Annotated in this window: 16 protein-coding genes; 14 read left to right on the forward strand and 2 right to left on the reverse strand. The window is 42.2% G+C overall.

Annotation, left to right across the window (positions count from 1 at the left end; translation table 11 throughout):
* Positions 1 to 73: 73 nt before the first annotated feature.
* The 12 genes from rseP to QMQ21_RS17635 all read left to right on the forward strand — a co-directional run bounded on the left by rseP (position 74) and on the right by QMQ21_RS17635 (position 13,546).
* On the forward strand, positions 74 to 1,333 hold the full coding sequence (gene rseP, locus QMQ21_RS17580) for an RIP metalloprotease RseP (protein WP_261814892.1): 1,260 nt from the start codon (positions 74 to 76) through the stop codon (positions 1,331 to 1,333).
* A 12-nt stretch (positions 1,334 to 1,345) separates the two neighbouring features.
* Positions 1,346 to 3,199: a proline--tRNA ligase gene (locus tag QMQ21_RS17585; RefSeq protein WP_138702088.1), complete on the forward strand. Its 1,854-nt coding sequence runs from the start codon at positions 1,346 to 1,348 to the stop codon at positions 3,197 to 3,199.
* A gap of 98 nt (positions 3,200 to 3,297) precedes the next feature.
* A complete protein-coding gene (gene bglA / locus QMQ21_RS17590) occupies positions 3,298 to 4,677 on the forward strand; it encodes a 6-phospho-beta-glucosidase (RefSeq protein ID WP_084947823.1) in 1,380 nt (459 codons plus the stop codon).
* Positions 4,678 to 4,868: 191 nt separating this feature from the next.
* The gene (gene glmS, locus QMQ21_RS17595) at positions 4,869 to 6,677 is read left to right on the forward strand and encodes a glutamine--fructose-6-phosphate transaminase (isomerizing) (RefSeq protein ID WP_084950758.1); all 1,809 of its coding nucleotides are present in this window, start codon (positions 4,869 to 4,871) and stop codon (positions 6,675 to 6,677) included.
* Positions 6,678 to 6,795: 118 nt separating this feature from the next.
* Positions 6,796 to 7,845: an LLM class flavin-dependent oxidoreductase gene (locus QMQ21_RS17600; RefSeq protein WP_261013370.1), complete on the forward strand. Its 1,050-nt coding sequence runs from the start codon at positions 6,796 to 6,798 to the stop codon at positions 7,843 to 7,845.
* Between the two features lie 219 nt (positions 7,846 to 8,064).
* On the forward strand, positions 8,065 to 9,072 hold the full coding sequence (locus QMQ21_RS17605; RefSeq protein ID WP_023946744.1) for a uroporphyrinogen decarboxylase family protein: 1,008 nt from the start codon (positions 8,065 to 8,067) through the stop codon (positions 9,070 to 9,072).
* Positions 9,073 to 9,081: 9 nt separating this feature from the next.
* Positions 9,082 to 9,285 (forward strand): hypothetical protein, encoded by a 204-nt coding sequence (locus QMQ21_RS17610; RefSeq protein ID WP_049501818.1) that lies wholly within the window; start codon positions 9,082 to 9,084, stop codon positions 9,283 to 9,285.
* Between the two features lie 2 nt (positions 9,286 to 9,287).
* Positions 9,288 to 10,286 carry a uroporphyrinogen decarboxylase family protein gene (locus QMQ21_RS17615; RefSeq protein ID WP_049499508.1) on the forward strand — a complete coding sequence of 333 codons (999 nt, stop codon included), beginning with the start codon at positions 9,288 to 9,290 and terminating at the stop codon, positions 10,284 to 10,286.
* An 11-nt stretch (positions 10,287 to 10,297) separates the two neighbouring features.
* Complete coding sequence (locus tag QMQ21_RS17620) at positions 10,298 to 11,176, forward strand: transporter substrate-binding domain-containing protein (protein WP_023946740.1); 879 nt, start codon at positions 10,298 to 10,300, stop codon at positions 11,174 to 11,176.
* Between the two features lie 177 nt (positions 11,177 to 11,353).
* Positions 11,354 to 12,046: an amino acid ABC transporter permease gene (locus QMQ21_RS17625; RefSeq protein WP_004256697.1), complete on the forward strand. Its 693-nt coding sequence runs from the start codon at positions 11,354 to 11,356 to the stop codon at positions 12,044 to 12,046.
* A 3-nt stretch (positions 12,047 to 12,049) separates the two neighbouring features.
* Positions 12,050 to 12,772: an amino acid ABC transporter permease gene (locus tag QMQ21_RS17630; RefSeq protein ID WP_033686286.1), complete on the forward strand. Its 723-nt coding sequence runs from the start codon at positions 12,050 to 12,052 to the stop codon at positions 12,770 to 12,772.
* 9 nt (positions 12,773 to 12,781) lie between these two features.
* A complete protein-coding gene (locus QMQ21_RS17635; protein ID WP_084947842.1) occupies positions 12,782 to 13,546 on the forward strand; it encodes an amino acid ABC transporter ATP-binding protein in 765 nt (254 codons plus the stop codon).
* 75 nt (positions 13,547 to 13,621) lie between these two features.
* Here QMQ21_RS17635 and QMQ21_RS17640 read toward each other — a convergent pair whose 3' ends face one another.
* Positions 13,622 to 17,518 (reverse strand): pullulanase, encoded by a 3,897-nt coding sequence (locus QMQ21_RS17640; RefSeq protein WP_261814710.1) that lies wholly within the window; start codon positions 17,516 to 17,518, stop codon positions 13,622 to 13,624.
* A gap of 114 nt (positions 17,519 to 17,632) precedes the next feature.
* A complete protein-coding gene (locus tag QMQ21_RS17645) occupies positions 17,633 to 19,111 on the reverse strand; it encodes an AcpB/EbpR/MafR family transcriptional regulator (RefSeq protein ID WP_261019169.1) in 1,479 nt (492 codons plus the stop codon).
* A 483-nt stretch (positions 19,112 to 19,594) separates the two neighbouring features.
* Between QMQ21_RS17645 and rpoB the strand changes: the two genes are divergently transcribed.
* Complete coding sequence (gene rpoB / locus QMQ21_RS17650; RefSeq protein ID WP_261814893.1) at positions 19,595 to 23,206, forward strand: DNA-directed RNA polymerase subunit beta; 3,612 nt, start codon at positions 19,595 to 19,597, stop codon at positions 23,204 to 23,206.
* A gap of 32 nt (positions 23,207 to 23,238) precedes the next feature.
* Positions 23,239 to 25,998, forward strand: a 2,760-nt coding sequence (gene rpoC, locus QMQ21_RS17655) for a DNA-directed RNA polymerase subunit beta' (RefSeq protein ID WP_261814894.1), incomplete at its 3' end; no start/stop codon positions are given.

Genomic DNA, 25,998 nt, shown 5'->3' on the forward strand with positions numbered 1-25,998 from the left:
CGATAGTATGTTGCTTGTATTTCCAATCATGCACTTATTTGGACTCTTTTAATCAAAAGACGGAGGAAACACTATGCTCGGAATTTTAACCTTTATTCTGGTTTTTGGGATTATTGTAGTGGTGCACGAGTTCGGGCACTTCTACTTTGCCAAGAAATCAGGGATTTTAGTACGTGAATTTGCCATCGGTATGGGACCCAAAATCTTTGCTCACATTGGCAAGGATGGAACGGCCTATACCATTCGAATCTTGCCTCTGGGTGGCTATGTCCGCATGGCCGGTTGGGGTGATGATACAACTGAAATCAAGACAGGAACGCCTGTTAGTTTGACACTTGCTGATGATGGTAAGGTTAAACGCATCAATCTCTCAGGTAAAAAATTGGATCAAACAGCCCTCCCTATGCAGGTGACCCAGTTTGATTTTGAAGACAATCTCTTTATCAAAGGATTGGTTCTGGAAGAAGAAAAAACATTTGCAGTGGATCACGATGCAACGGTTGTGGAAGCAGATGGTACTGAGGTTCGGATTGCACCTTTAGATGTGCAATATCAAAATGCGACTATCTGGGGCAAACTCATTACTAATTTTGCAGGCCCTATGAACAACTTTATCTTAGGTGTCGTTGTTTTCTGGATTTTAATCTTTATGCAGGGTGGTGTCAGAGATGTTGATACCAACCAGTTCCATGTCATGCCCCAAGGAGCCTTGGCTAAGGTGGGAGTATCAGAAACGGCACAGATTACCAAGATTGGCTCACATGAGATTAGCAACTGGGAAAGTTTGATTCAGGCTGTGGAAACAGAAACCAAAGGTAAGACGGCCCCGACTTTGGATGTGACTATTTCTGAAAAGGGGAGTGACAAACAAGTCACTGTTACTCCGGAAGAAAGTCAAGGCCGTTACCTTCTAGGTGTTCAACCGGGGGTTAAGTCAGATTTTCTATCCATGTTTGTAGGTGGTTTTACAACTGCTGCTGACTCGGCCCTACGAATTTTATCAGCACTGAAAAATCTGATTTTCCAACCGGATTTGAACAAGTTGGGTGGACCTGTTGCCATCTTTAAGGCAAGTAGTGATGCTGCTAAAAATGGAATTGAGAATGTCTTGTACTTCTTGGCAATGATTTCCATCAATATCGGGATTTTTAATCTTATTCCGATTCCAGCTCTGGATGGTGGTAAGATTGTGCTCAATATCCTAGAAGCTATCCGCCGCAAACCATTGAAACAAGAAATTGAAACCTATGTCACCTTGGCCGGAGTGGTCATCATGGTTGTCTTGATGATTGCTGTGACCTGGAATGACATTATGCGACTCTTTTTTAGATAATCGAGGAATATTATGAAACAAAGTAAAATGCCTATCCCAACGCTTCGCGAAATGCCAAGCGATGCTCAAGTTATCAGCCATGCTCTTATGTTGCGTGCTGGATATGTTCGCCAAGTATCTGCAGGTGTTTATTCTTACCTACCACTTGCTAATCGTGTGATTGAAAAAGCTAAAAATATCATGCGCCAAGAATTCGACAAGATTGGTGCCGTTGAGATGTTGGCTCCTGCCCTTCTCAGTGCAGAATTGTGGCGCGAATCAGGTCGTTACGAAACTTACGGTGAAGACCTTTACAAACTAAAAAACCGTGAAAAATCAGACTTTATCCTAGGTCCAACACACGAAGAAACCTTTACAGCTATTGTCCGTGATTCTGTTAAGTCTTACAAGCAATTGCCACTCAACCTTTACCAAATCCAGCCTAAGTATCGTGATGAAAAACGCCCACGTAATGGACTTCTCCGTACACGTGAGTTTATCATGAAGGATGCTTACAGCTTTCACGCTAACTATGATAGCTTGGACAGTGTTTATGATGAGTACAAGGCTGCTTATGAGCGTATTTTCACTCGTAGTGGCTTAGACTTTAAGGCTATCATTGGTGACGGTGGAGCCATGGGTGGTAAGGACAGCCAAGAATTTATGGCCATTACACCTGCTCGTACAGACCTTGACCGCTGGGTTGTCTTGGACAAGTCAGTTGCCTCATTTGACGAAATTCCTGATCAAGTGCAAGAAGAAATCAAGGCAGAATTGCTCAAATGGATGGTCTCTGGTGAAGATACCATTGCTTACTCAAGTGAGTCTAGCTATGCAGCTAACTTAGAAATGGCAACAAACGAGTACAAACCAAGCAACCGTGTTGTCGCTGAAGAAGAAGTGACTCGTGTTGCAACGCCGGATGTTAAGTCAATCGATGAAGTTGCAGCCTTCCTCAACGTTCCAGAAGAACAAACGATTAAAACCCTCTTCTACATGGCAGATGGTGAGCTTGTTGCAGCCCTTCTAGTTGGAAATGACCAGCTTAACGAAGTTAAGCTGAAAAACCACTTGGGAGCAGATTTCTTTGACGTTGCTAGCGAAGAAGAAGTGGCGAATCTTGTTCAAGCAGGATTCGGTTCACTTGGACCAGTTGGTTTGCCAGAGAATGTTAAAATCATCGCAGACAGGAAGGTGCAAGATGTCCATAATGCAGTTGTGGGTGCTAACGAAGATGGCTACCACTTGACTGGTGTGAATCCAGGCCGTGATTTTACTGCAGAATATGTGGATATCCGTGAAGTTCGTGAGGGTGAAATTTCACCAGACGGGCAAGGAGTCCTTAACTTTGCGCGTGGTATCGAAATTGGTCACATCTTTAAACTTGGCACTCGCTATTCAGCAAGCATGGGAGCAGATGTTTTGGATGAAAATGGTCGTGCTGTGCCAATCATCATGGGATGTTACGGTATCGGTGTCAGCCGTCTCCTTTCAGCAGTGATGGAGCAACACGCTCGCCTCTTTGTTAACAAAACACCAAAAGGTGAATACCGTTACGCTTGGGGAATCAACTTCCCTAAAGAATTGGCGCCATTTGATGTTCACTTGATCACTGTCAATGTCAAGGACGAAGAAGCGCAAGCCTTGACAGAAAAACTTGAAGCAAGCTTGATGGGAGCTGGTTACGAAGTCTTGACGGATGACCGTAACGAACGTGTCGGAGTCAAATTCAGCGATAGCGACTTGATTGGATTGCCAATCCGTATCACTGTTGGGAAGAAAGCAGCCGATGGCATCGTAGAAGTGAAGATTAAAGCGACTGGTGACACTATCGAAGTTCATGCAGATAATGTGCTCGAAACGCTTGAAATCTTAAGCAAGAAATAAAAACTATAATCAGAAGAAAAACAAGGAAAAAATGTAACTAGTTTTTACCTTGTTTTTTCTGTATAATGGGAAAAATGAGTAGATAAAGAGGTAAATGTATGCTAAGATTTCCAAAGGATTTTGTCTGGGGATCCTCTACTTCTGGACCACAAACAGAAGGACGTGTAGCTGGTGACGGTAAGGGAGATAATCTCTGGGATTATTGGTACCAAGTGGAGCCAAATCGTTACTATAATGGGATTGGTCCAGATAAAACATCAACCTTTTATGAAAACTGGGAAAAGGATATTGAGCTACTGTTAGAGACTGGTCATACGGCCTTTCGGACTTCTATTCAGTGGTCACGGATTTTTCCACAAGGGCGTGGAAAAGTCAATGCTCAAGGTGTGGATTTCTATCGTAAGGTTTTTGAGGCTATTAAGGCTAAGGGGATTCGTCTTTTAGTCAATCTTTATCATTTTGATTTGCCTTTTGCCCTTCAAGAGGATGGTGATGGTTGGGAAAATAAGGCGACTGTTTCAGCCTATGAAGACTATGCTCGTTTTTGTTTTGAGATTTATGGAGATTTAGTGGATCAATGGATTACCTTTAACGAGCCAATAGTTCCAGTAGAATTTGGCTATTTTTACGATGCCCATTATCCACATAAGGTGGATGCAGAGGCAGCCGTTAAAGTAGCTTATCATACACAATTGGCCAGCAGTCGGGCGGTTAAGGCTTGTCATGAACTTTTGCCAGATTCCAAGATTGGGATTGTCTTAAACTTGACACCGGCTTATCCACGTAGCCAGCATCCTGCTGATGTCAAGGCTGCTAATATTGCGGACCTTTTTCAGGCCCAATCTTTCTTAGATCCGTCTGTTTTGGGGACTTATCCACAGGAGTTGGTAGAAATCTTACATGAATACGGTCTCTTGCCTGATGCTACAGAGGAGGAGTTGGATATCATTCGTGACAATACTGTGGACTTCCTTGGTGTCAACTACTATCAACCTTTGCGTGTTATGGCTCCTCGATTTGCGAAGCATCCAGAGAGTCCTCTTTTGCCAGAACATTTTTATGAGCCTTATGTGATGCCTGGACGTAAAATCAATCCTCATCGTGGCTGGGAGATTTATGAGCAAGGGATTTATGACATTGCCCAAAATATCAAGGAAAATTATGGTAATATCGAGTGGATGTTGACAGAGAATGGTATGGGTGTTGAAGGGGAAGAAAAATTCCGTGAGAATGGAATGATTCAAGATGATTACCGTATTGACTTTGTAAAAGGTCATCTTCGCGAACTTCACCGTGCCATTGAAGACGGAGCCAATTGTAAGGGCTACTTGATTTGGACCTTTATCGATTGCTGGTCATGGCTCAATAGCTATAAAAATCGCTATGGCTTGGTCGAATTAGACTTGGAAACGCAAGAACGTCGTCTGAAGAAATCAGGGCACTGGTTCAAGGAATTAAGCGATAATAATGGATTTTAAAAAGGACTCTGACTGATTATCCTAATTGGTCAGAGTCTTTTGCTAACAGGAGCGTAATTTGAACTATACCAATTTTTACTCTTGACAAGTGAAAGAAACAAGTATATACTGTTTTTGCTGATTCTATAAAAGAGGAATTAGACTATACCAATTTTAAGGAGAAAGCACAGCTGGTCTGTGTCGTATATACTATGTGTGGAATTGTTGGTGTTGTTGGAAACACAAATGCAACTGATATTTTGATTCAAGGGCTTGAAAAGCTCGAATACCGTGGCTATGATTCTGCGGGGATTTTTGTCCTAGGTGGTGCTGAAAACCACTTGGTGAAGGCTGTTGGTCGTATCGCAGAATTGTCTGCTAAGACAGCTGGTGTTGAGGGGACAACGGGTATCGGACATACTCGTTGGGCTACTCACGGAAAACCAACGGAAGACAATGCTCACCCACATCGCTCTGAGACTGAACGTTTTGTTTTGGTGCACAATGGGGTCATTGAGAACTACCTTGAAATCAAGGAAGAATACCTTGCAGGTCACCACTTTAAGGGGCAAACAGATACTGAAATCGCTGTTCACTTGATTGGAAAATTTGCGGAAGAAGAAGGTCTCTCTGTTCTTGAAGCCTTCAAAAAAGCTCTTCACATCATCCGTGGTTCTTATGCTTTTGCCTTGGTTGACTCACAAGATCCTGAAGTCATCTACGTAGCTAAAAATAAATCACCACTCTTGATTGGTCTTGGTGAAGGTTATAACATGGTATGCTCAGATGCTATGGCTATGATTCGTGAAACCAACCAATACATGGAAATTCATGACCAAGAGTTGGTAATCGTCAAGGCTGATAGTGTGGAAGTTCAAGACTATGATGGAAATCGTCGTGAGCGTGCTAGCTACACTGCTGAGCTAGACTTGTCAGATATCGGTAAAGGAACTTACCCTTACTACATGCTTAAGGAAATTGACGAGCAACCAACTGTTATGCGTAAACTAATCCAAGCCTACACAGATGAGGCTGGTCAAGTAGTAGTAGACCCAGCTATCATCCAGGCTGTTCAAGACGCAGACCGTATCTACATCCTTGCAGCTGGGACATCTTACCACGCAGGATTTGCTTCTAAGAAAATGTTGGAAGAATTGACAGATACACCAGTTGAACTTGGAATTTCATCTGAGTGGGGTTACGGTATGCCACTTCTCAGCAAGAAACCACTCTTCATCTTTATCAGTCAGTCTGGTGAAACGGCGGATAGCCGTCAGGTTTTGGTCAAGGCTAATGAAATGGGAATCCCAAGCTTGACAGTGACAAACGTACCAGGTTCAACTCTTTCACGTGAAGCCAATCATACCATGCTCCTTCATGCAGGTCCTGAAATTGCCGTAGCATCAACAAAGGCTTATACAGCACAAATTGCAGCCCTTGCTTTTCTTGCAAAAGCAGTAGGAGAAGCAAATGGCAATGCTAAAGCGCAAGTCTTTGACTTGGTTCATGAGTTGTCAATCGTAGCTCAGTCTATCGAATCAACTCTTTCAGAGAAAGAAACCATTGAAGCCAAGGTTCGTGAGCTTCTTGAAACAACTCGCAACGCCTTTTATATTGGGCGTGGTCAAGATTACTACGTAGCTATGGAAGCAAGCCTTAAACTCAAAGAGATTTCTTACATCCAGTGTGAAGGCTTTGCGGCAGGAGAACTCAAGCACGGAACTATTGCCTTGATTGAAGAAGGAACGCCTGTTTTGGCTCTCTTGTCAGATCCAGTCCTTGCCAACCACACTCGTGGAAATATCCAAGAGGTGGCAGCCCGTGGTGCCAAGGTTCTCACTATTGCAGAAGAAAATGTTGCCAAAGATACAGATGATATCGTCCTTACGACTGTACACCCTTACCTCTCACCAATTTCAATGGTCGTGCCAACGCAATTAGTCGCTTACTTTGCAACACTCCACCGTGGGCTTGATGTGGACAAACCACGTAACCTTGCTAAGTCAGTAACGGTAGAATAAGCTTAAAAAGTCTAGTTATCTAGGCTTTTTCTTGTGAGCAAATCGGTTGCTTGTACTCAAGATTCGTGTTAGAATAATTTTTCAAAATGAAGGACCGGAATAGACAAGGAGAATCACTGTGGTAGAATTGGGAATTTCAACATTTGGAGAAACAACGGAGCTTGAAGGGACTGGGCAAACTTACAGTCATGCTGAACGCATTCGCCAGTTGCTGGCAGAGATTGAACTGGCTGACAAGGTTGGTTTGGATGTGTATGGGATTGGTGAGCACCATCGAGCGGATTTTGCGATATCTGCGCCAGAGATTGTTCTGGCAGCTGGGGCAGTCAATACCAAGAAGATTCGTTTGACCAGTGCAGTCAGCATTCTCTCAAGTATGGATCCGATTCGATTGTTCCAACAATATGCCACTATCGATGCTTTGTCAAATGGACGTGCGGAGATTATGGCCGGAAGGGGTTCTTTCACGGAATCTTTTCCCTTGTTTGGCTATGATTTGAAAGACTACGAAGCTCTTTTTGATGAGAAATTAGACTTGCTTCAATTAGTCAATGAAAAGATAAAACTAGATTGGCAAGGTCGATTGACCCAAACAATCTCTGGCAAAGAAGTTTATCCTCGTCCAGTTCAGGACAAATTGCCCTTGTGGATAGCGACAGGTGGTCATGTCGAATCAACTGTGAAGATTGCTCAGGCAGGCCTACCGATTGTCTATGCCATTATTGGTGGTAATCCGCGTTATTTTAAAAAGTTGATTCAGGCTTATCGTGAGATTGGGAGCGAAGCGGGTCATGCCAGTCAGGAGCTAAAGGTCGGGGCCCATTCTTGGGGTTGGATTGCTGAAGATGGCGAGCAGGCGGTGAAAGATTATTTCCATCCAACCAAGCAAGTGGTGGATGCTATTTCCAAAGACCGTCCGCACTGGCAGGAATTGCGTTATGAGCAATATTTGGAGCAAGTTGGGCCAAATGGTGCTATGTTTGTGGGCAATCCAGATCAGGTGGCCGAAAAATTGATTCGTATGATTGAAGACTTAGGTTTGGACCGCTTCATGCTCCATCTACCGCTTGGTTCCATGCCCCATGACCAGGTTCTGAGAGCTATTGAACTATTCGGAATGCAAGTGGCACCCAAAGTACGGGAATACTTTGCCATGAAAGAGGCTTAATAAAAAATCCTAATCAGGCTGATAAAAAATCTATATAACAACTATTTTAAAAAAGCAATAAACAAAAAAGAATCTCTGAAAAGCTAGTAAAATCAAGCTTTCCAGAGATTTTTTCGTTATTGATATAAACAATATCAATCAAGTCGATAGTCAATATATATTGGGAAAAGGTCAAAAGGAGTGGTAAGATGGTTTCAATCCAAATGGAAGGAGAAAAGTATGACAAGTAAAAGAGAGCTAGTTTTTAAAGCCATCCGAGGAGAAGAGGTGGAACGAGTTCCTGTAGGCTTTTGGTTTCATTTTGTAACACTGGAGGAAAAAGGGCAAGGTTTAAATAACCCACGTATCTTTCAAAAAAGTGTAGAGGGACATCGGAAGTACGTTGAAAGAATTCATCCTGATTTTGTCAAAATGATGAGTGACGGATTTTTCATTTATCCAAGTAATGTCTACAGTCCTTTGGTTTCAAGTATTCAGGAGCTGGCTTCTATTGAGTCGATTGGTGAAAACCATCCTTGGATTCAGCAACAAGTAGAAGTGGTAGAAGCTATTCGAGCAACCTTCACTGAGGACATTGCTTCATTCTACAATATCTTTTCTCCGATTTCCTACCTGAAACGTTGGTTTCGTACAGAGACTTCTAGAGGTGATAAGGAGGTTGCTAATCTATTACTCGAAAATCCAGAGCTATTCAGGGAGATTTTAGATGTAATAGCTGAGGATATCGCAATCCTAACCAAGGCAATCATTCAGGATTGTGGAGCAGATGGGATTTACCTCAGTACACAAGAAATTCAGGATGAGCGCATCACAGCAGAATTGTATCAGACCTATATTGAGCCAAGCAACATAAAGGTTTTAGAAGCTGCTAATCAGGCAGGTGGGGTCAATATCCTGCATATCTGCGGTTTCCAAGGTGCCAGTAACAATGTGACTATTTTCAAAGATTATCCAGCCCAAGTTTTCAATTGGGCAACCCACCATGAAGCAGTCAGCTTACCTCAAGGTCAGGAGCTATTTCATGGCAAAGCGGTCTTGGGTGGTTTTGAAAATGGAAAGCAGAGCCTGCTTTATGGAGGTAGCAAGGCTAAACTACAAGAGGAAACCAAACGCTTGTTGGCTGAAGCTGGGACTAGAGGAGTCCTTCTTGGAGCGGATTGCACGGTTCCAGATGACTTTGAATTAGAACGATTGGACTGGATTCGTCAGGCTGCTATTTTAGAATAGGAGGGCCTTATGAAAAGAAAAAAGTGGCTATTGGTAGGGACGGCCCTCGGCTTTGTCATCTTACTTGCGATCAGTCTTACAAAGGGACTTACTTGTAAGGAAGGGCCAAGATGTCATGGAGTTCAGGATTTTCAGAAAGGAAGTCTTCACTTTATTCAAACCAATGATATTGCCAGTGTTTTATTAGTTGAAAAAGAAAGAAATGGAGAATAGAGATGTCAGAAAAAAGAGAATGGGTTTTAAAAGCATTTAGAGGAGAAGTGGTTGACCGTGTACCTGTAGGTTTTTGGCACCACTTTACATCAGAAGAGGAATGGTTAAAGGGATTTTCCAATCCTGTGATTATTGAAAAGAACATACAAGGTCACAAACGTTTTATCCGTGACCTACATCCAGACTTTATCAAGTTGATGAGTGATGGCTATTTTGCTTATCCAAATCCAGTTATTGCCAAAGGAAAGTCACTCCAAGAGTTGGCAGAGATTCAACCTCTGGGTGAAGATCATCCGTGGATTAGAGAGCAGGTAGAATTAGTGAAGAAGATTAAGCAGGAGTTTACGGAAGATATTGTTGCTATTTACAATATTTTTGCGCCTGTGACCTACCTCAAATGGTTACTTGGAGAAGTGTCTGGTGGAGATGATCTCATTGCAGATTTCTTAGTTCAAGATTCTCAGAAATTGAAAAAAGTCCTTGATGTGATTGCGCAAGATATCGCTAGCTTGAGTCAAGCTATTATTAAAGATGCAGGAGCAGACGGTATTTATCTCAGTGTGCAAAGTATTCAGGATGCGCGTGTTTCTGCTGAAGCCTATCAGGAGATTATTGCGCCGAGTGAACTGACTGTTTTAAAAGCGGCTAAGTCGGTTGGTGGGGTAAATATCCTTCATATCTGTGGCTATGAAGGAGCTCGAAACGATATTCATATCTTTGCCGACTATCCAGCTCATGTTTTTAACTGGGCAGTTGGTCCAGAAGGAATTAGCCTAAAAGAAGGTCGTGAGATTTTCAAGGGTCGTGCTGTTCTGGGAGGATTTGAAAACGGTGAAGATGGCCTTCTTTATCGAGGCAGTAAGGAAGAAATTCAAGCTGAAACCAAACGATTGGTAGAAGAAACAGGAAAAGAGGGCTTCATACTTGGAGCAGATTGTACCATTCCGAGTGATATTGCAGTGGAGCGTATCCAGTGGGTGAGAGAGGCATTAGATAAATAAAGGAGAAGAATATGAGTAAGAAAACATGGATTATTGGTGGAGTTGCGGTTGCGGCAGTGCTTGGAGCAACGATTATTGGTAGAACTTTGGCGGGAGCATCTGCTAAAGGTGCAGATGCAGTTTCATCTGGACAAGTAACAACTTTAAAAGTTGCCCATACTCAAAACTATGTCCCTTATGATTTTATTGACGAAAAAGGGGAATCAGATGGTTATGAAGTCGCTGTTTTAAAGGCGGTTGATGAGAAATTAGCAGATTATAAATTTGAGTATACTGGAACTAGTGATGATGATCTCTTGATTGGACTTGAGTCTGGCAAGTACGATATTGGAACTAAAGGTGCTTGGTATACAGATGAACGGGCTAAGAAATTTATTATTCCATCTGAGCCAGTAGGAGCCAGCATTATTGGTTTTACTGTTAGAAAAGAAGATGAAGCCAAATATAAGAATATTGATGATTTTGCCAAAAATAAAGGAAAATTAGTACCCATCTCTCCTCAAAATGCCCAGTGGAATGTCATCAATAGTTATAACGAGAAGCATAAGGATACACCAATTGAGTTGACAGCTGCTGAATCCTTCAAGGTGGCAGATGCTTATGCTTGGGTTTTAGAAGGACGATATGATGCCTTCTTTGATATCAAGTTATCTTTTGAAAAAGCAGTGACAGCAGAGGATGGTTCTTACCACCAATATGCGGACAAACTTAGCTGGTTCCCTTATAAAGGAATCCCAACCTATCCATTGATTCACCGTGATGAAAAGGGTGAGAAGTTTGCTAAAGAGTATGAAAAAGCTATTAAAGAATTAAAAGAAGACGGTACTTTAGCTAAGCTTTCTCAAAAATACTTTAAAGAAGACGTCTTTAGCTACGTTGATAAAGATTAGATGAACAATCAGGAATGTTATACTCTTCGAAAATCTCTTCAAACCGCGTCAACGACGCCTTGCCGTAGGTATGGTTACTGACTTCGTCAGTTCTATCCACAACCTCAAAACACTGTTTTGAGCAACCTGTGGCTAGTTTGCTTTTTGATTTTCATTGAGTATTAGAAAGAGGTTTATATGGTTTCATATGATTTTTCAAGAGTGTTCCAATTTTTACCAACCTTATGGCAGGCTCTTCCGATGACCTTGTCCATTCTCTTTTTTACTACAATCCTTGGTTCCCTTTTCGGTGGCTTACTGGCTTGGGCTCAAGTGGGAGAAGATAAGACTTTTGCAGGTCTTTCTAAGGGTTATATTTTCACTCTTCGCTGTACTCCTCCTATTGTTTTACTATTCCTTGTCTTTTATGGTTTACCTGAATTTTTAAAATGGTGGTTGAATTTAGATATCAACAACTGGTCTAAGACGGTCTTCGTCTTATTCACCATGGTCTTGCTATTTGCGGCTATCATTGCAGAAGTGTTTAAGGCTTCTTATCAGGCAATTCCCAAAGGTCAGATGGAAGCTGGAGTCAGTATTGGTCTGACCCCTAGTCAGACATTTTGGAGAATCATTTTTCCTCAGGCTTTTCAAGTGGCTCTTCCAAATATGACGACCGCTATTCTAAATTTGATGCGGGACGCTGCCCTAGCATATACGATTGGTTTTGTGGATGTCATGGGGGCTGGGAATCTCTTAATCAGTCGTAATTTGGGGAATTACTCTCTTGAAACCTATACAGCGGTTGCCATTCTTTATTGGGGTGTAGCCTTAGCTGTTTCCTTCTTGAGTCGCTTGTTAGAAAAATCTTTGGAAACGAAAGGGAGATAGGATATGGATTTAGACTATATTGCAAAAACCTTTTTAGAGACCTTAAAAGGGGTACCGACCACCTTGATTATCATGATTGTAGCCATGGTCTTAAGTTTTCTACCAGCCTTGTTTTTAGCTCTGGGACAAATATATAAAGTCAAAGGTGTTCGAACTTTCTCTCTCGTGTATCTAGCTTTTATAAGAGCAACACCTCCGATTTTGCTGATTCTTTTCTTTTATAGTTTGTTTCCGAGTTTGCTCAATCAATTTCTCAAAAGCATAGGAAGTGATGTTGATATCTTTAAACTCAATCCGATCTATTATGCTTTTATTATCTATAGTTTGATGACGACAGGTAGTTTATCAGAAATCTTACGTTCGGCTATTTTGACTGTGGATAAGGGACAATTAGAAGCTGCACAAGCGATTGGCTTAACCACTAGTCAAGCTTATGTGAGGATTATTTTTCCACAGGCCTTGCGATCAGCCCTGCCCAATCTGGCTAATCTAGTTATAAATATTGTAAAAGGAACCTCTTTGGTCTTTGTGATGACCATTAAGGATATTACAGCTATTGCCCGTGTTGAAGCATCTTATGGTTATCAGTATTTTGAATCCTATTTTGTGATCTTTTTACAGTACATTCTTATTTGCGGATTGATTCAATGGGGCTTTTCAATCTTAGAGAAACGCTATATTCGAAGAGAACAGGGACAAGTAGTGCCCCGTACAGGTTTAGCATAGGAGGAGACAATGTTACAAGTAGAACATGTTGCAAAAAAATTTGGAGACAGACAAGTCTTAGAAGATGTTAATCTCAAGGTCAACCAAGGGGATGTGGTTGTAATATTGGGGCCATCTGGATCAGGTAAAACGACTTTTCTCAGATGTCTCAATCATTTAGAAAAAGCCGATAGTGGCTCTTTGAAGCTTGCTGACAAAGACTACGATCTTGGCAAATTGACCAAAAAAGATATTTTAGAAATTCGCCAGAAGACCGCCTTTGTTTTTCAACATTATAATTTATTTGCTAATAAAACGGCCTTGGAAAATATTTTGGAGGGCCTGGTGATTGCTCGGAAAATTCCTAAGGAAGAAGCAACTAAACGTGCGGAAGTTGCCTTAGAAAAGGTTGGTTTACTAGCTTATAAAGATTATTATCCTTCTCAGCTTTCTGGAGGTCAGCAACAACGAATCGGTATTGCCCGTGCCATCGCTGTGAAACCAGAGGTCATTTTATTAGATGAGCCGACATCGGCCTTGGATCCAGAGTTGGTAGGGGATGTTTTAGATGTTTTAAAACAGTTAGCTAAAGAAGGAGTTACTATGGTAGTAGTGACACATGAGATGGGTTTTGCTAGAGATGTAGCCAATCATGTCATTTTTATGGATGGCGGGAAAATTGTTGAAGAAAATAATGCCCATGATTTCTTTAGTCGCCCACAGGAAGAACGAACCAAGCAATTTTTGGCACGAATTCTTTCGGATGCGACCTATAGTGTAGAATATATGATTTGATAGATAGGCTTATCAGGGCAAAAATCAATCCCCCGAGCGTTAAGGCTTGGGGGATTGTTCTATAGGAGGGCTAGTTTAGTTCTCTTTTTTGTTTTTTAGTAAGAAACCGAGACCTAGAAGGGTGAGGAGACTAATTCCTGCAAACAGGAGTTTGTGATCGTTTTTGGTTCCTGTATTTGGAAGTTCAGCTTGTTTAGCTAGGGGGGCAGGTTTATTTTCCTTGCTAGAGTTTTCTACCGATTCGTTTTGAACCGCCTCTTTTACAGATGATGCTTGTGCTTCTTGTGTTGGTTGTGAAGTTTGTGAATCAGTTGTAGCTTGGCTAGGTTTATTTTCCGCATCGGCTACTTTTGCATCTGGTTTTGCAGAATCAGGTTTAGCCTGTGGAGCTGGAGTTTGCTGTTCCGGTTTGACTACTCGGTTTGGAATATTGTCTTGGATATTATATTGCCCTTGTTCTTGTTTTAAGCTAGAAAGGTCAAATTCTGGTTTTTCTTCCACAGCTGGGGCAACGATGGCACCACCTTGAGAGACTCGAAGAACAGTAGCTGTAAGGGCATTTAATTTCAAGCCTTTTTCAGTCCACTCAAGTCCTTTAGGGTTGGCAATTCCTACTGGTCCTGCTTGGTTTTCATCTGCCAAAACTTCAGCATTTCTGAGGTGGGCAAAGGCAGTTCCCAAATTAAATTCGCGAGCTTTTTCATCCGCATTGACAAAGACTGCGTAGATATCACCGTTTGGAGCAGTGATTTGGTAGCCAATTACCACGTCCTCTTTTGCCACACCATTTTGGCCTGGAACAGTGATGAGGTGGACACGGTCTTTGATATCTTGGAGACTCTTAAGTCGGAAGGCATCTGTAGATTGACGAAGGGCAATCAAACCTTTCATATAGTCACGGCTCTTGACATTTTCAGGATAAGCTTTACCATCTGTAGCCTTAGTCCAGTCAAACTTGTTAATAGCATCACTCGAATCGTAAGAGTCATGGATGAAGTAAGGATAGTCAAATGGATTGCCATCCTTATCACGCAACAAGTGAGATTTGTTTGGAACCTTATCCTCCGCTACTGGAGTCTTGTAGGCTGGGTCACGGAATTGTTTGGTGCGACCATATTCCTGACCAGAGTGAATAAATGGAGTTCCTTGAGCTGTCAAAACCATGAGATTTCCAAGTCGCAAACGACGATGAATTTCAGCATAGTTTTCAGCCTTGCTTGGGTCTTTTTTGATAGACTGGGCAATGATGTCAAAGAGGGTCAAGTTATCATGGGCTGCGATATACTGGATAACATCTCCAGGACTATCAGCTTCAAAGTTGGTTGGCTGAGCAATGAGATTTTTAAAAATAGTGTTGATATCACGCTTGCCACCTGTGATAAAGGCAGGTTGACCTTCGTTTGGATAACCAGACTTGAGGTTGTTACGGATGTCATCTGAGAAGACAGCGACAGTATCGGTATGTTTCATCCAATCTTGGTCAGCAGCTTTAGTAGGCATGTTCTCATCACCAGCATAGGTTCTCCAACCTTCACCAAGCATGATTAAGTGTGGATTGAGGGCGCGTGCGGCCTTGTACGCTTCTTCAATAGAAGCTGCATCATGGTCTCCCATCATATCGAAGCGGAATCCATCCACTTTGTAGGTATCAACTAGATATTTGATAGAGTCAACTAGGAGTCGTTTGGTCATATGGTGGGTTGTCCCCAAGCGTCCACCACCAAAGCTAGTGCGAGGTGTCCCATCAGCATCCATAAAGTGGTAGTAGTTTGGCTCTAAATCTTCAAAGATATCGACCTTGGCTGTATGGTTATACACTACATCTAGGATAGCTCCCATACCACGTTTGTGGATCTCGTTGATGAGGTTTTTAAATTCTGCGATTCGTTTTTCTGGATTTTTAGGATCGCTTGAATACATACCAGTCAAGGAGAAGTAGTTTTGAGGATCATATCCCCAGTTATAGTTGCTGTTGCTTGAAGCGTAGTCAGACAAGCGTTCATGGTTTTTCAATTCATTGACAAAGTAGTAAGACAAGACGGGAAGGAGCTGGATGTGGGTTACACCCAAGTCTTTGAGGTAGTCTAGTTTTTCAATAAAGGCTTCAAAGGTACCAAATGGTTTGGTCAAGTCTTTTGCGATAGCGGGATCTGAAGTGAAGTCACGCACATGAGCTTCGTAGATAACGGCATCTTCACGAGTCTTGAAGTTGTGAATCTTACCATAAGTCAAGTCTTGAGGTCCTAGTTTGGCTGGATCTACAAAGGCGGCTTTAGCCACTTTATGGGAAGCGTCTGTTTTTGCAAGATCACTATTCCAAGCAGCGAGGGACTTAGCGTAAGGATCGAGTGCAAGAACAGTTTTACCTTGACGTTCAATTTGGTATTGATAATAGTAGCCAGTGAAATCTGTGATTCCTAATTTATTTGTGCTATCTAGAGTTTGTTTCCAAGTTCCTCTTTCCCCTTTTTCAAGAGCGACAGTTCCAACCACTTTTTCAGGGTCATTCTTGTCGTAGACAACGACAGAAACCTTATCAGCACTTGGTGACCAAAGGGTTAAATCAACCTGTTTTCCTTCTTCTTTTAAGTCAGCTCCAAGTTTGCCATCATAACTGTATGTCTCATCTTTAAGTCGCCAGCTTGTTTTGGTAGTGAATTGGTCGGAATTGTAGCTAACAGTATATGGATGTTTTGTGTCCGAGAAATCTCCGCTGTAGGTCACTTTCTTACCAGCTTCATCTATTGCAACATCAGTAATAGCTACTTTGTTTCCTAGGTGATTAGTGATGTTAGAGTGTTTGAGGATATCCTCTTTTTTAGCACCGACAAGTGTTGAAAAACTACTCTCAATGCTAGAAGTACCTACGTGTTGGGCTCCTGTCATGCGGATATCGTGCACATAGTAGGGGTTGGTGTAGATGGTTTCATCATCGTCTTTGAGGAAAATTTGGCTATGATTTTTTAAATCTGTGAACTTATAATCTTCTTTACGGATTTTCACATCGTCTCCTTGTTTGTTTCTGTCTAGTAATAAAAATCCAAGGTCTTTAGCTGCATCTTTGAGTGGAATATCGATATAACGACCATATTTGCCTGTAGCCGTAAAGTCTGTTCCGTTAGGCCATTCACCACTACTTGGCTCTTTCACATCTCCCCAGTACCAGAGAGATTTCTTGTCATAGTTGCCATCTGTGCGGTAGTAGTTGACGCGAACAGTTCCTGCAGGCTGTGGTTCGTAAGAGAAAACCTTGTTATCTTGGTCCAACCAAGCCTCATTCATCTTTGGTGCCAGTTTTTCTACCGATTTATCTCCGGTTAGATTTTTCCCAGCTGTATTATTGATGAGGAAGCTAATTTTCTTGGCTTGTTCTCCCTTTAATTTGACATCTAGGTAGTAGCCGTAGTCATCTTTTTTGGCATCTTTAAAGGATAAGGCTCCGTTAGGCCAATTTTCAGATGGTTTTTCAACATCGTCCCAAGTCCATAGTCCTTGAGCATCCTTGTTTTCTTCAGGAAGCTTTTTGACATGGATACGGAAGTAGTTGTCTTCTATTGGTTCTTCTGCCTTAGTTTCAGTCGTTACTGGACTCGTAGAAGTAGTTGGTTCACTTGAACGATCTTGTCCGGTTTGTGGGGCTGAATCGGCTGGTGTTGTAGCAGGAGTGGGTACCTCTGTTGCAGCTTTTTCTTCTTTTTTCTCTAGGGAAGCGTTTGCACTATCAGGTGAAGAAAAATCGCTTTCGTTCTTGCCAGCGATGTTTGTTGCATCAGTAAGAGGTTGAGTAAGGGAGGTTGTATTTCTGTTGCTGGGTTCGTTAGTGGTTGGTGTATTTTCGTTTGCTGAGATAGTTGGTGTAGCCATGGCAAGCAGAATAAGGCTTGCTCCAATAAGGACAGAACCAGTTCCATTTTTGAGGGAGCGGATGCTGTAAACCATTTTTTTCTCAGTTTGAGATGGTATTTTTCTCATAATGATTCTCCAATCAATAAATTTCTATCATCAGTATAGCACTTAGTAAAATAAGATGCAAGCGTTTTCCCAAAATTAAAATAAAAGAAAAAATCGCAACAAATTTTGTTACGATTAAGCCAGTCTTTCTTTATGAATTTGAGAAGCAAGAATGTGAAGGTTATGAAATAATTCTGAAGTAGAGAAGTTACGATTATAGATAATTGGTTTAGGAGAGTTGGTGACAGGAAAGGTAGTGATAACAATATCGTGAGGAATTTGATTGAGAACTGAGAAAGAAATCGTAGATTCTTCCCAAGAATCAAAGAGATAGAGATTATTGCCGTAGTGAGCAAGGGTGTCGATAAGGTTTTGTGCGTGATGACTATCCAGATGACTAATGACTAAAACTCGTATTTTGGGAAGTTTTTGAAGTAATTGGACTAAAATTCGCTGCCCTTGGATAGAAAAGGTGTAGACAAGTTCTTGTAGCTTACTTGGGTGATTTTCTAGCCCCATTTCATTCAGGTAAGATTGGAATTTGTGTTGACTGACTTCAAATAGTTTTGGAAATTCTACTTGATAACTGCTTAAAATTTGGGATTTCTGTCTGTCGAGAGACTGGTTACTGAGTAAATGAAAGAAATCAGATTGGGCAGTGTAGTGGAGGAGCCAAATCAATTCCTCGTGATTTTCAATCTGTAGGTGAAATTCTTTAGATAATTCTTCTAAAATTTGACTCAATAAACGATAGGATTTTTGAATCTGATGAATGTCACCTAGTGCTCCATTGTTAGGATTGTTTGTAATTTGAGGAGATTTTATTGGGTTTGAAAATAGCTGTTCTAGTGTTTCCTTTGTAGGTTCAAAATGGAGTTTTTTAGCCAGCTTTTTGATATCTTGTTCAAACTGGGGAATTTGCATCAGAGAGCTGTAGTGACTGGTTAAAAGAGGAGTAGGATTTTCAATCAAATGACTCTTATTAAAGCGCTCCAGATTGATAGCTAGAGTGTATTTGATTTGTCGTAAACTACTGAGGTTGGGTGAAACTTGTTGGGCGTCCAAAAATAGCTGAATCAAGTGAGTGAGTGATTCTTCAGAAATAGAAGGGAAGGGCCAATCAAGAAAGTCGTAACTTTGGCTAAAGTAGTCTAGATAAAAGGCACGAATGCCCTCTTCTTCTCCCTCCATGACTAAAGGGGAAAGTTGGATACTGATGCCATAATGTTGTGGAAGTTTAGTATTTAGATGTTGGATGATTTCCTGAACTCGTTCGCAACTCATCACAAGTTCTTGACACATTTGCACGAGTGATTGTCCCTCATTGAAAAACAACTGGTTCAAAAAAGAATAGGTTTCAGATTGTTTAAAAATCGCAATCCTGGGATCCAAGGTGTTTTGGACTTCAAACTGCAATTGAATGCCTTTTTTTCTTGATTGAAGCAGGAGGTTAGGAAACAATTGCTCAAGCTTAAAAAGGTGTTCTTGCAATTCTTCGATTGAAAAATTCAGCTTCTCAACTAAGACTGGAATTTCTATCCAATCATGGTGTTTGGTTAATTCTTCCAGTAAGAATAGCAAGTCTTGTTCAGTTTTAGACAGTAAGATATTCATCATAAACCTCCCTATATATTTATACATATATATTAAAATAAAGGCCTGGTAAAGTCAAGAAAAACAACCTAGGATAAAATAGGAAAATCGTAATTTACTATATTTTTATTGAACGATTGAACCGAAAATGAAGTTTGCAAAGTGATTGTTGAATTTAATTTTTTATAGGAAAAGATTTTGTCAAAAATTCATCAATCCCCTTGAAAAATCTAGCTAAATAGGGTATAATATGAATAATCATTTGTCGTAGGTTTTGTCTGAAATATTGTCCAGACAAGGCTCACAGCAGTTAAATCTTCTGAAAAAGTCAGATTTAGCTGCTCTTTTTGTGCTTTTTTTCAGGATTTTGCGTGTTTGTAACAAAGACTTAAAGATTCTGAAAATTTATCAAGAGGACACGGTGATAGGGGTTTTTAAAACCATATGACGATTAGAAAAGCCTGATTGACAAGGCTTGGAACTTATTTACAAAGGAGAATCATCTTGGCAGGACATGACGTTCAATACGGGAAACATCGTACCCGTCGTAGTTTTTCAAGAATCAAAGAAGTTCTTGACTTACCAAATTTGATTGAAATTCAAACTGACTCATTCAAAGATTTCCTAGACCACGGTCTTAAGGAAGTGTTTGAAGATGTATTGCCAATTTCAAACTTCACAGACACAATGGAGTTGGAATTTGTTGGATATGAAATCAAGGAACCCAAATATACGCTGGAAGAAGCTCGTATCCACGATGCTAGCTACTCAGCACCAATTTTTGTAACCTTCCGCTTGATCAATAAAGAAACAGGCGAAATCAAAACCCAAGAAGTTTTCTTTGGTGATTTCCCGATCATGACAGAAATGGGTACTTTCATCATCAATGGTGGTGAACGTATTATCGTTTCTCAGTTGGTCCGCTCACCAGGTGTTTACTTTAATGATAAAGTTGATAAAAATGGTAAAGTGGGCTACGGTTCAACGGTTATCCCTAACCGTGGAGCTTGGTTGGAACTTGAAAGCGATTCAAAAGACATCGCCTACACTCGTATCGACCGTACTCGTAAGATTCCATTTACAACCTTGGTTCGTGCGCTTGGTTTCTCAGGTGATGATGAAATCTTTGATATCTTTGGTGACAGCGAATTGGTTCGCAACACTGTTGAAAAAGATATCCACAAGAACCCAATGGACTCTCGTACAGACGAAGCTTTGAAAGAAATTTACGAACGCCTTCGTCCGGGTGAGCCTAAGACTGCTGAAAGCTCACGTAGCTTGCTTGTAGCTCGTTTCTTTGATCCACGTCGCTATGATTTAGCAGCAGTTGGTCGTTACAAGATCAATAAAAAACTCAATGTTAAAACACGCTTGCTTAACCAAACAATTGCTGAACCATTGGTAGATCCTGAAACAGGAGAAATCTTGGTAGAAGCTGGTACAATCATGACTCGTAGTGTGATTGAAAGCATTGAAAGCCATTTGGATGGTGATTTGAACAAGATTGTTTACATTCCGAATGATGCAGCGGTTGTGACTGATCCAGTTGTTCTTCAAAAATTCAAGGTTGTTGCACCAACTGATCCAGACCGTGTCGTAACGATTATCGGTAATGCTAATCCAGATGACAAGGTTCGTATCGTCACTCCTGCAGATATTCTTGCTGAGATGAGCTACTTCCTCAACTTGGCTGAAGGACTTGGCCGTGTAGATGATATCGACCATCTTGGAAACCGTCGTATCCGTGCAGTTGGTGAATTACTTGCCAACCAAGTACGTCTTGGACTTTCTCGTATGGAACGTAATGTCCGTGAACGTATGTCTGTTCAGGACAACGAAGTCTTGACACCACAACAAATCATCAATATCCGTCCTGTAACAGCTGCGGTTAAAGAATTCTTTGGTTCATCACAGTTGTCACAGTTCATGGACCAACACAACCCGCTTTCTGAGTTGTCTCACAAACGCCGTTTGTCAGCCTTAGGACCTGGTGGTTTGACACGTGACCGTGCTGGATATGAAGTCCGTGACGTGCACTACACTCACTATGGTCGTATGTGTCCAATCGAGACACCTGAAGGACCTAACATCGGTTTGATCAATAACTTGTCATCTTACGGACACTTGAACAAATATGGTTTTGTTCAAACACCATACCGTAAAGTTGACCGTGAAACAGGTGTTGTTACAAATGAAATCGTTTGGTTGACAGCCGATGAAGAAGATGAATATACTGTAGCGCAGGCTAATTCTCGTCTAAATGAAGATGGAACCTTTGCTGAGAAAGTTGTCATGGGACGTCACCAAGGGGTCAACCAAGAGTATCCAGCTAATGTTGTTGACTATATGGACGTTTCACCAAAACAGGTAGTTGCCGTTGCGACAGCATGTATTCCTTTCTTGGAAAACGATGACTCCAACCGTGCCCTCATGGGAGCCAACATGCAACGTCAGGCTGTGCCATTGATCAATCCTCAGGCACCTTACGTTGGTACTGGTATGGAATACCAAGCAGCCCACGACTCTGGAGCGGCTGTGATTGCTCAGTATGATGGTAAAGTTACTTACGCAGATGCTGACAAGGTAGAAGTACGCCGTGAAGATGGTTCATTGGACGTTTACCACATCCAAAAATTCCGTCGTTCAAACTCAGGTACTGCCTACAACCAACGCACTCTCGTAAAAGTTGGCGATGTCGTTGAAAAAGGTGATTTCATCGCTGACGGACCTTCTATGGAAAATGGAGAAATGGCGCTTGGACAAAACCCAATCGTTGCCTACATGACTTGGGAAGGTTACAACTTCGAGGATGCCGTTATCATGAGCGAACGCTTGGTGAAAGACGATGTCTATACATCTGTTCACCTTGAAGAATACGAATCAGAAACACGCGATACAAAGCTTGGGCCTGAAGAAATTACTCGTGAAATTCCAAACGTTGGTGAAGATGCTCTTAAAGACCTTGACGAAATGGGTATTATCCGTATCGGAGCTGAGGTTAAAGAAGGTGACATTCTTGTAGGTAAAGTAACACCTAAGGGTGAGAAAGACCTTTCGGCTGAAGAACGCCTCTTGCACGCTATCTTCGGAGACAAGTCTCGTGAGGTGCGTGACACTTCTCTTCGTGTACCACACGGTGCCGATGGTGTCGTTCGTGATGTGAAGATCTTTACACGTGCAAATGGAGATGAGTTGCAATCAGGTGTTAACATGCTGGTTCGTGTCTACATCGCTCAAAAACGTAAGATCAAGGTCGGAGATAAGATGGCCGGACGTCACGGAAACAAAGGGGTTGTCTCTCGTATTGTTCCTGTAGAAGACATGCCTTACCTTCCAGACGGAACTCCAGTCGATATCATGTTGAACCCACTTGGGGTGCCATCACGTATGAATATAGGTCAGGTTATGGAGCTCCACCTTGGTATGGCTGCACGTACTCTTGGTATCCACATCGCAACACCAGTCTTTGACGGAGCAAGTTCTGAAGACCTTTGGTCAACTGTTAAAGAAGCAGGTATGGATAGCGATGCCAAAACCATCCTTTACGATGGACGTACTGGTGAACCATTTGATAACCGTGTTTCTGTCGGAGTCATGTACATGATCAAACTTCACCACATGGTTGATGATAAATTGCACGCGCGTTCAGTCGGACCGTACTCAACCGTTACTCAACAACCACTCGGAGGTAAAGCTCAGTTTGGTGGACAACGTTTCGGTGAGATGGAGGTTTGGGCTCTTGAAGCCTACGGTGCCTCAAATGTCCTTCAAGAAATCTTGACTTACAAGTCTGACGATATCAACGGACGTTTGAAAGCTTATGAAGCTATTACAAAAGGAAAACCAATTCCAAAACCAGGTGTTCCAGAATCCTTCCGAGTTCTTGTGAAAGAATTGCAATCTCTTGGTCTTGACATGCGTGTCCTTGACGAAGATGATCAAGAAGTGGAACTTCGCGACTTGGATGAAGGAATGGACGAAGATGTCATCCACGTAGATGACCTTGAAAAAGCCCGCGAAAAAGCAGCACAAGAGGCAAAAGCAGCCTTTGAAGCTGAAGAAGCTGAAAAAGCAACAAAAGCGGAAGCAACAGAAGAAGCTGCTGAACAAGAATAAGCAGTTCACTTAGAATAGAAAGGGAAGAAATAGTGGTTGATGTAAATCGTTTTAAAAGTATGCAAATCACCCTAGCTTCTCCAAGTAAAGTCCGTTCATGGTCTTATGGAGAAGTCAAAAAACCTGAAACAATCAATTACCGTACCTTGAAACCAGAACGTGAAGGTCTCTTTGATGAAGTTATCTTTGGACCTACAAAAGACTGGGAATGTGCTTGTGGTAAGTACAAACGCATTCGTTACAGAGGGATTGTTTGTGACCGTTGTGGGGTTGAAGTAACGCGTACAAAAGTTCGTCGTGAGCGTATGGGGCACATCGAGTTGAAAGCTCCTGTATCTCACATCTGGTACTTCAAGGGGATTCCAAGCCGTATGGGCTTGACCCTTGATATGAGCCCTCGTGCCCTCGAGGAAGTTATCTACTTTGCGGCTTATGTGGTGATTGATCCTAAGGATACACCACTTGAGCACAAGTCTATCATGACAGAGCGCGAATACCGTGAGCGCTTGCGTGAGTATGGTTATGGATCGTTCGTTGCCAAGATGGGTGCCGAAGCTATCCAAGACCTTTTAAAACAAGTAGATCTTGAAAAAGAAATTGCTGAACTCAAAGAAGAGTTGAAAACAGCGACTGGACAAAAACGTGTCAAAGCAATCCGTCGTTTGGATGTTTTAGATGCCTTTTACAAGTCTGGAAACAAACCTGAATGGATGATTCTCAACATCCTTCCGGTTATTCCACCAGATCTTCGTCCAATGTTGCAGTTGGATGGTGGCCGTTTTGCCTCATCTGACCTGAATGACCTTTACCGCCGTGTTATCAACCGTAACAACCGTTTGGCTCGTTTGCTCGAGTTGAATGCACCAGGTATTATCGTTCAAAATGAGAAGCGTATGCTTCAAGAAGCGGTTGACGCTTTGATTGACAATGGTCGTCGTGGTCGTCCAATCACAGGACCAGGTAGCCGTCCACTGAAATCATTGAGTCACATGCTCAAAGGGAAACAGGGACGTTTCCGTCAAAACTTGCTCGGTAAACGTGTTGACTTCTCAGGACGTTCCGTTATCGCCGTTGGTCCAACTCTTAAGATGTACCAATGTGGTGTGCCACGTGAAATGGCGATCGAGCTCTTTAAACCATTTGTGATGCGTGAAATCGTTGCACGTGATATCGTGCAAAACGTCAAAGCTGCTAAACGCTTGGTGGAACGTGGAGATGAGCGTATCTGGGATATTCTTGAAGAAGTGATCAAAGAACACCCAGTGCTTTTGAACCGCGCACCGACCCTTCACCGTTTGGGGATCCAAGCCTTCGAGCCAGTCTTGATTGATGGTAAGGCCCTTCGCTTGCACCCACTTGTCTGTGAAGCCTATAATGCCGACTTTGACGGAGACCAAATGGCCATCCACGTACCGCTTTCAGAAGAAGCCCAAGCAGAAGCACGTATCTTGATGCTTGCTGCTGAGCACATCTTGAACCCGAAAGATGGTAAACCAGTTGTTACTCCATCTCAGGACATGGTTTTGGGTAACTACTACTTGACTATGGAAGAAGCTGGTCGTGAAGGTGAAGGAATGGTCTTCAAAGACCGTGACGAAGCGGTTATGGCTTACCGTAATGGTTATGTTCACCTCCACTCACGTGTTGGTATTGCAACAGATAGCCTCAACAAACCATGGACAGAAGAGCAAAAACATAAAGTTTTGCTTACAACAGTTGGTAAAATCCTCTTCAACGATATCATGCCAGAGGGTCTACCATACTTGCAAGAGCCAAACAATGCCAACTTGACAGAAGGCGTTCCAGCTAAATATTTCTTGCCACTTGGTGGAGATATCAAAGAAGCAATCAGCAAACTTGAACTCAACCCTCCATTCAAGAAGAAAAATCTTGGAAATATCATCGCTGAAATCTTCAAACGTTTCCGTACGACAGAAACTTCTGCTCTACTTGACCGTATGAAGAACCTCGGTTACCACCACTCAACTCTTGCAGGATTGACAGTGGGTATTGCCGATATTCCAGTCGTTGACGACAAGGCTGAAATCATTGAAGAATCACACAAACGTGTAGAACAAATCACAAAACAATTCCGTCGTGGTATGATTACAGACGACGAGCGTTACAATGCTGTTACAGCTGAATGGCGTGCTGCCCGTGAAAAACTAGAGAAACGCTTGATTGCTAACCAAGATCCGAAGAATCCAATCGTTATGATGATGGACTCTGGAGCCCGTGGTAACATCTCAAACTTCTCACAGCTTGCCGGTATGCGTGGTCTGATGGCGGCTCCGAACGGACGTATCATGGAATTGCCAATCCTTTCAAACTTCCGCGAAGGTTTGTCAGTACTCGAAATGTTCTTCTCAACTCACGGTGCCCGTAAAGGTATGACCGATACGGCCCTTAAGACAGCCGACTCAGGTTACTTGACTCGTCGTTTGGTTGACGTTGCCCAAGACGTTATCATCCGTGAGGACGACTGTGGAACAGACCGTGGTCTCTTGATCCGTTCTATCGCAGAAGGAAAAGAGATGATCGAGTCTCTCGAAGAGCGTCTCAATGGTCGTTACACTAAGAAAACTGTTAAACATCCAGAAACTGGTGCAGTTATTATCGGTCCAAATGAGTTGATTACAGAAGACAAGGCGCGTGAAATTGTCAATGCTGGTGTGGAAGAAGTGACTATCCGCTCTGTATTTACATGTAACACTCGTCACGGTGTCTGCCGTCACTGTTATGGTATCAACTTGGCGACTGGTGATGCGGTTGAAGTTGGTGAAGCAGTTGGA

It is taken from the genome of Streptococcus bouchesdurhonensis (assembly GCF_948472335.1).

Coding starts and splice junctions, on each gene's coding strand:
- rseP (WP_261814892.1), top strand. CDS start 74: ATGCTCGGAATTTTAACCTTTATTCTGGTTTTTGGGATTATTGTAGTG.
- QMQ21_RS17640 (WP_261814710.1), bottom strand. CDS start 17,518: ATGAGAAAAATACCATCTCAAACTGAGAAAAAAATGGTTTACAGCATC.
- QMQ21_RS17645 (WP_261019169.1), bottom strand. CDS start 19,111: ATGAATATCTTACTGTCTAAAACTGAACAAGACTTGCTATTCTTACTG.
- glmS (WP_084950758.1), top strand. CDS start 4,869: ATGTGTGGAATTGTTGGTGTTGTTGGAAACACAAATGCAACTGATATT.
- QMQ21_RS17625 (WP_004256697.1), top strand. CDS start 11,354: ATGGTTTCATATGATTTTTCAAGAGTGTTCCAATTTTTACCAACCTTA.
- QMQ21_RS17615 (WP_049499508.1), top strand. CDS start 9,288: ATGTCAGAAAAAAGAGAATGGGTTTTAAAAGCATTTAGAGGAGAAGTG.
- bglA (WP_084947823.1), top strand. CDS start 3,298: ATGCTAAGATTTCCAAAGGATTTTGTCTGGGGATCCTCTACTTCTGGA.
- QMQ21_RS17585 (WP_138702088.1), top strand. CDS start 1,346: ATGAAACAAAGTAAAATGCCTATCCCAACGCTTCGCGAAATGCCAAGC.
- QMQ21_RS17610 (WP_049501818.1), top strand. CDS start 9,082: ATGAAAAGAAAAAAGTGGCTATTGGTAGGGACGGCCCTCGGCTTTGTC.
- QMQ21_RS17630 (WP_033686286.1), top strand. CDS start 12,050: ATGGATTTAGACTATATTGCAAAAACCTTTTTAGAGACCTTAAAAGGG.
- QMQ21_RS17605 (WP_023946744.1), top strand. CDS start 8,065: ATGACAAGTAAAAGAGAGCTAGTTTTTAAAGCCATCCGAGGAGAAGAG.
- QMQ21_RS17620 (WP_023946740.1), top strand. CDS start 10,298: ATGAGTAAGAAAACATGGATTATTGGTGGAGTTGCGGTTGCGGCAGTG.
- QMQ21_RS17635 (WP_084947842.1), top strand. CDS start 12,782: ATGTTACAAGTAGAACATGTTGCAAAAAAATTTGGAGACAGACAAGTC.